Below are 7,005 nucleotides of genomic sequence, written 5' to 3'. Positions count from 1 at the left end.
CGTGCTGGTCCTCGGAATCAGCGGGCTCGACCGGGCCGCCGCGCTCAAGAAGCAGATGATGCCCGGCCTCGACTGGCGGGAACAGCGCCTCGTCCAGGGGCTCGACTCGGCCGCCGCGCTGGTGGACGAGAACGGCGTGATCGCCGCGTCCGCCCAGGAGCGCCACGACGGCGTGAAGGGCACCGGGAGGTTCCCGGTCGACGCCATCGAGGCGTGCCTGCGGATGGCGGGCGTGACGCTCGACGACGTGGACCTCGTCGCGCACGGCTTCCGCTACGAGCCGTCCCCGGCGTTCGAGCTCGACGACACCCTCAAGCGCTGGTACCGGGAGGCCTACAGCGAGGAGGTCCAACTGGAGGTGCTGCGCGAGCACTACCCGGACCAGGACTGGGAGCGCAAGCTCGTCCGCGTCCCGCACCACCTCGCGCACGCCGCCAGCAGCTACCACCTCAGCGGCTTCGCCGACGCCGTGGTGCTGGTGGCCGACGGCATGGGCGAGGCGGAGTCGACATCGCTGTTCACCGGCAGCGGCAGCACGCTGGAGACCCGCCGCACGTACCCCATCGCGGCCTCGCTCGGCATCCTCTACAGCGTCGTCACCCAGTACCTCGGGTTCCTGCCCGGCATGGACGAGTACAAGGTGATGGGCCTCGCGCCCTACGGCGACACGTCCGCCTTCCCCGACGCCAAGCTCGTCTCGCTGCGGCCGGGCGGCGCGTTGAGCGTGCCGCTGCTGGCCCACGACCGGACGCCCGAGGAGCGCGAGACCCACCGGGGCGCGATCCGCAGGCTGGAGGAGCTGTTCGGGCCCGCGCGCCACCCCGACGCGCCGGTCGTGCAGCGGCACATGGACATCGCCGCCGTGCTCCAGCGCGCCATCGAGGAAGCCCTGCTGTTCGTGCTCCGCGAGGGCATCGAGGGCGGTGCGCCGTCCAGGAACCTGTGCCTGGCGGGCGGTGTCGCGCTCAACTGCACGGCCAACGGCCTGATCTCCCGCAGCGGCCTGTTCGACCAGGTCTTCATCCAGCCCGCCGCGGGCGACGACGGGACCGCGCTCGGCGCGGCGCTGCACGTGCTGCGCGAGCACGTCCCGGCGAACCCCCAGCCGATGGGGATGCCGTACTGGGGCGAGGAGTTCGGCGACGCCGAGATCGAGGAGGCCGTGGCCACCCTCGGCGAGGGCCACCAGGTGCGCCGCCTGCCGGGCGAGCCGCTGCTCAAGGAGGTGTCCGTCCTCATCGGCTCCGGCTCGGTCGTCTCCTGGTTCCAGGGGCGCATGGAGTTCGGCCCGCGCGCGTTGGGCAACCGCAGCATCCTCGCCGACCCGACCGCGCCGAACATGCGCGAGCACCTCAACGCCGTCGTCAAGCAGCGCGAGGAGTTCCGGCCGTTCGCACCCGCGGTGATCGCGGAGAAGGCGCGCGAGTACTTCGAGATCGAGGAGGGCCAAGAGAGCCGGTACCGGCACATGCTGTTCGTCACCCAGGTGCGCGAGCAGTACCGGGAGAAGCTCACGTCGATCACCCACGTCGACGGCTCCGCGAGGGTCCAGGTCGTCGAGCAGGAGTCCGCTCCGCGCTTCCACGCCCTGATCCGGCGTCTCGGCGAGGACCACGGGACCTCCGTCGTCCTCAACACCTCGTTCAACCTGCGCGGCCAGCCGATCGTGCGGACCCCGCTCGAGGCGGTCGAGACCTACGCCCGTTCCACCCTGGACGCGCTGGCCATCGGGGACTGGCTCGTGGTGCGCGAGCCCGTGGCGGAGGGTTCGGATGACTGAGCACCCCGAAGGCCTGCGCGAGGCGGTCGCCGGGATCTGGTGCGCGATGCTCGGCGTCGACACCGTGAGCCCGGAGGACGACTTCTTCGAGGCGGGCGGCGACTCCGCGCTGGCCGTGGAGACCGCGATCAGCCTCCGCGCCCTCACCGGCGCGGACCTCGACCTCGACGTCGTGTACCAGTGCCCGGAGTTCGGCAGGCTGCTGTCGCTGCTGACCGACCCGCCTCCCGCGCGGGAGGAGCGCCCGCTCACCCCCGCCGAGGAACGGCTCTGGTTCACCGAACGGCTGCACCCCGGCTCGCCCGTCTACCACATCGCCGCGCTGTACCGGATTCCCGGACGGATCGACGTGCCGCGCCTGCGGACCGCGCTCGACGCCCTCGTCGCGCGCCACGACGCCCTGCGCCGCGGTTTCGAGTCACCGGGGAGGGCCGTAACCGCGCCGCGAGCGACCGTGTCGTGCCGCTGGCTGGACGCGTTCGGGCTGCCGGACGCCACCGTGCGCGAGCTGGTCGACGAGCACGCGCGACAGCCGTTCGACCTGGCCGACCCGCCGCTGCTGCGCGCGCTGGCCGTCGACCGCGGCGACCAGGACGACCTGCTGCTGCTCACCGTGCACCACCTGGTGTGCGACGGGGCGTCGCTGGCGGTGCTGGAGGACGAGTTGAGCCGCCTCTACACCGACGGCACGACGGTGGCCAGGGAAACCCGGCCCGCGGCCACGTCCCGCCTGGTCGACCCGGAGGAGTCCCGCGCCTACTGGCGGCGCACCCTCGCCGGAGCGCCGCGCGGCATCGCCCTGCCGCACGACCTGCCGCGCACGGCCGCGCCGGGCAACGCGGGCGCGGTGCACCGGGTGGTGTGCGACGAGGACCTGCTGGCGGGCATGGCGGGGCTGGCCGCGGAGGAGCGGCTCAGCGCGTTCATGAACTGGATCGTCGCCTACGTGGCGGGCCTGGTCGCGCTGACCGGCGAACGCGACCTGGTGATCGGCCTGGCCGCCTCCTCGCGGGCCCCGGAGCAGCGCGACGAGATCGGCATGTTCGTCGACCCCGTGCCGCTGCGGCTGGTGCTGCCGGACGGCGTCACCACCAGGGACCTGGCCCGCAAGGTGCGCCGGGCGACCGCCGAGGCCTTGGCGCACCGGGGAGTGCCGTTCCAGACGATCGTCGAGGACCTGGGGCTAGGCGGAGATCCCGCCCGCGCGCCGCTCGTGCAGGCCGGTCTGACCTACCTCGACACCGCGGGCAGCGCGCTGCGGTTCGACGGGGTGGAGGCCCAGCGCGAACTGCTGCCCACCGGCACGGCCAAGTACGAGCTGCTGTGGTCGGTGACCCGGCGGGCGGACGACACGATCGCCGAGTTCGAGTACCTGAGCAGGCTGTTCTCCGCGGAGAAGGCCGCGGACCTGCATGGCGGGCTGCTGGACGCCGCCCGTGCCGCGTTCGCCCGCCCGGACGCGCCCCTGCCGATGCCGCGCCGACCGCACGCCGCCGCCACCTCCCACGCCGACTCGGACCGCGGCGCGACCGGCGCTCGACGGCCACTCCCGGAGCTGGTCCGGCTGCGGGCGGCCCAACGGCCGGACGCCCCGGCCCTGCGGCACCGCGGGGTCGAGCTGACCTACCGGGAACTCGACGAGCGGGCCGTCGCCATCGCCACCGGCCTGCGGGCCGCGGGCCTGCGCCGCGGGTCCGTCGTCGCGGTCCCGCTGCCGCGCGGGATCGACTCGGTGTCGGCCTACCTGGGGATCTTCTACGCCGGGTGCGCCTACCTGCCGCTCGACCACGAGCAGCCCGCCGACCGGGTCCGCACCGCGCTGCACGGCGTCGCCGACGCGGTGCTCGTCACCGACGCCCACCCGGCGCCGCTGCTGGGCCTGCCGGTGCTCCGGCTGGAGGACCTGCTCGACAGCACCCGCCGCCGGATCGACCCCGAGGTGCCGGTGCGGGTGGTCGGCGAGGACGCCGCCTACCTGATCTCCACGTCCGGCTCGACCGGGCGGCCCAAGACGGTCGTCGTGCCGCACCGCGGAATCAGCAGGCTCGTGCCCGACGCCGAGGGCATCGTCTACCACTCCGACGACCGCGTGTCCCACCTGTGCAACCCGGCGTTCGACGCCTCGATCCTGGAACTCTGGGGCGCTCTCGGGTCCGGCGCGGTCCTGGTCATCGGCGACAAGCAGGACGCGCTGTCCCCGGCCCGGCTGCGGGCGTTCCTGGACGAGGAGCGGATCACCGTCCTCGGCCTGCCCACGGCGTTGCTGCACACGGTGGTCGACTTCGCCCCGGACGCGCTGAGCGGCGTTCGGCTGCTGCTGTTCGGCGGGGAGAAGGCCGACGAGCAACGGCTGGCGCGGCTGATGGCCAACCGGCCGCCCGCCCGTGTCGTGAACGTCTACGGCCCCACCGAGAACACCACCGTCAGCACCCTGCAACGGGTCACGCCCGCCGAGCTGGATCCGGGTCCGCTGTCGATCGGCCGGGCCATCTCCGGCTCGACCGCCTACGCGCTCGGGCCGGACGGCGAGCCGGTCGAGGCGGGAGCCGAGGGCGAGCTGTTCGTCGGGGGAGAGGGGCTGGCGCTGGGCTACCACGGCAACCCGGCGCTCACGGCGGTCTCGTTCGTCCCGGACCCGTTCGGCGGCGACGGCGGCAGGCTCTACCGCACCGGCGACCGGGTGAGGCCGTTGCCGGACGGGACGTTCCTGTTCGTCGGCCGCACGGACGACCAGGTGAAGGTCCGCGGCTTCCGGGTCGAGCTGGGCGAGATCGAACTCGCGCTGCGCTCGCTGCCGGGCGTCACGGACGCGGTCGTCTTCGGCCGCCCCACGGCCGACAGCACCGAGCTGCTGGCCTGCGTCACGGGCGACGCGGACCTCGCCGAGCCCGTCGGGATCGCCGCCGCCCTGCGCTCGCGGCTGCCCGACTACATGATCCCCGCCGTCGTCGTCACCGACCGGCTGCCGCTCAACGCGAACGGCAAGGTCGACCGCGGCGCGCTGCTCGCGGCGCTGTCCGAGGAGGTCCCGGCCGACGCCGACCCCGTGTCGGACGACCCGCTCACCGAGGCCGTGGCCGCGCTGTGGCGCGAGTCCCTCGGCACCACCCACGTCCGGCCCGACGACAGCTTCGTCGCACAGGGCGGCCACTCCATCAAGGCGTTGAAGCTGCTCGCCCGCGTCGACGAGACCTTGGGCGTGGTGGTGGACTTGGCCGACTTCCTGGCCGAGCCCACCCTGCGCGCCCTCGTCACCGCCGTCGAGCAGGACACCACCCCCACCAGCACGACCCAGCGAGGAGACCACTCATGAGCGAGACCACGACCACCGCGCCGGAGTACGACGTCGTCGTCAACGACGAGGAGCAGTACTCGATCTGGGCCGTCGGCCGGGCCGTGCCCGCGGGCTGGCGCGCCGTCGGCGTGAACGGCACCAAGGAGAAGTGCCTGGAGCACATCGAGGAGGTGTGGACCGACATGCGGCCCAAGAGCCTCCGCCTGGCCATGGGCGAGAACTGACCGACCGCCCGAGCCGACCGCACCAGCCGCCAGCGGCACCAGGGGAACTCTCATGTGGACGCTTCTACGCTCCAACCCGCGCTTCCGCAGGCTCTTCGTCTGCGGGGTGGTCACGAGCTTCGGCGAGACCGCCGTCTACCTGTCGCTCGCCATCTGGGTGAAGGACCTGACCGGGTCGAACGCCGCGGCGGGCGCGGTGTTCCTGGCCATCACGGTGCCGGGCCTGTTCGCCCCGCTGCTCGGCCACCTCGTCGACCGGGTCAGCCGCAAGCGGCTGATGATCGGCATGTACCTCGGCATGGCGGTGCTGTTCCTGGCGCTGCTGGCGGTGCGGGGTGTCGAGCAGGTGTGGATCATCTACGTGGTCACCTTCTGCTACGGGGTGCTCTCCGCGAGCCCGGCCTCCCCGGCGCTGCTCAAGGACGTCCTGCCCTCGGCGGACGCGGCGGCGGCCCGGTCGCTGATCATCGCCGTCAGCCAGGGCGTGCGCATCGTGTCCCCGGCGCTCGGCGCGGCGGCGTACGTCGCCTTCGGCGGGCGTTCGCTGGCGGTGCTCGGCACCGGGACCTTCGTGGTGGCCGTCCTGCTGCTGGTCTCGATCAAGGTCGTCGAGTCCGAGCCGGAGCCCGCGGGAGAGCGGTTCCTCACGTCCGTGGTGGCCGGGTTCCGGTTCATCCGGGGCGTGCCGCTGCTGCTCCGCCTCACGCTCACGACGCTGGGCTTCATGGCCGTCGTCGGCCTGCTGGAGACCGCGATCTTCGCGGCGAACCAGGGCCTCGGGCAGCAGGCGGCGTTCCTCGGCGTGATCACGTCGTTCCAGGGCGGCGGCTCCGTCCTCGGTGGACTGATCGCGGGCGCCGCGGTGAAGAAGTGGGGCGAGGTCCGCGGCACCGGCGCGGGGTACGTGCTGATCGCCTCGGGCCTGGGGCTCTGCCTCCTGCCGGGTGTGCCGTTCTTCCTGGTCGGCGTCGTGCTGTTCGGCCTCGGGCTGCCGTTCGTGATGGTCGCGCTGGGCACCGCCCTGCACCTCTACACGCCCTCGCGGATGCAGGGACGGGCCAACGCCGCGGTCAGCAGCGTCACCGACGCCGTCCAGTCGGCGTCCATCGCCGCGGGCGCCGCGCTCATCGCGGTGCTCGGGTACCAGGTCATGTACATCGCCATGGCCGTCGCCGCGGCGCTGTGCGCCGTGTCGCTGTTCGTGGCGCGCGTCCCGGTGCCCGAGGTCGCGAAGTCGATCGCCGACGAGCCGGTCGAACCGGTCGAGGTGGTCGAGCCCGCCGTGTCGACCACCGACGAGATCCGCAAGTAGCCGAGAGGAGGAGACCCGTGCGCCCCCTGACCGCCCGCCGCGCCGACGGCTGGATCGTCGGCCCACCACCCGCGCGCACCCCGGCCGTGCGGCTGTTCTGCCTGCCCTACGTCGGCGGCGCGGCCTCGGTGTACGAGCCGTGGCGCGGGGCCCTCGGCGACGCCGTCGAGGTCTGCCCCGTCGAACTGCCCGGCCACCAGACCCGCCTGCGGGAACCGGCTTTCACGCACGTCGACGCCCTGGTCGACGCGCTCGCCTCGGCGCTGGTGGACGAACTCGACGTTCCGTACGCCCTTTTCGGCCACAGCCTGGGCTCGCTCGTCGCGTTCGAGCTGGCACGGGAACTCCGCCGCCGTGGCGCGGACGAACCCGTTGCGCTGCTGGTGTCCGGCGG

The 7,005-nt window shown here is 73.3% G+C and carries 5 protein-coding genes; all 5 read left to right on the top strand.

Features of this window, described 5'->3' with window-relative positions:
- Nucleotide 1 precedes the first annotated feature (1 nt).
- Nucleotides 2-1,780, top strand: coding sequence for a carbamoyltransferase (locus tag ACFWW9_RS29530; protein WP_390384623.1), 1,779 nt, complete (start codon nucleotides 2-4; stop codon nucleotides 1,778-1,780).
- Nucleotides 1,773-5,093: an amino acid adenylation domain-containing protein gene (locus ACFWW9_RS29525; RefSeq protein ID WP_390384621.1), complete on the top strand. Its 3,321-nt coding sequence runs from the start codon at nucleotides 1,773-1,775 to the stop codon at nucleotides 5,091-5,093. Before ACFWW9_RS29530 ends, ACFWW9_RS29525 begins: the two co-directional genes overlap by 8 nt.
- Nucleotides 5,090-5,299: an MbtH family protein gene (locus ACFWW9_RS29520; protein ID WP_390384618.1), complete on the top strand. Its 210-nt coding sequence runs from the start codon at nucleotides 5,090-5,092 to the stop codon at nucleotides 5,297-5,299. The genes ACFWW9_RS29525 and ACFWW9_RS29520 overlap by 4 nt, the downstream gene beginning before the upstream one ends.
- A gap of 52 nt (nucleotides 5,300-5,351) precedes the next feature.
- On the top strand, nucleotides 5,352-6,611 hold the full coding sequence (locus ACFWW9_RS29515) for an MFS transporter (protein WP_390384616.1): 1,260 nt from the start codon (nucleotides 5,352-5,354) through the stop codon (nucleotides 6,609-6,611).
- Nucleotides 6,612-6,628: 17 nt separating this feature from the next.
- A partial coding sequence (locus ACFWW9_RS29510; protein WP_390384614.1) for a thioesterase II family protein occupies nucleotides 6,629-7,005 on the top strand: 377 nt, incomplete at its 3' end.

Origin of the sequence: Umezawaea sp. NPDC059074, assembly GCF_042738955.1 — a bacterium.
Classification (GTDB): Bacteria; Actinomycetota; Actinomycetes; order Mycobacteriales; family Pseudonocardiaceae; genus Umezawaea.
Note: the sequence above shows the minus strand (reverse complement) of the source record. Positions and strands in the feature narration are given on the sequence as shown.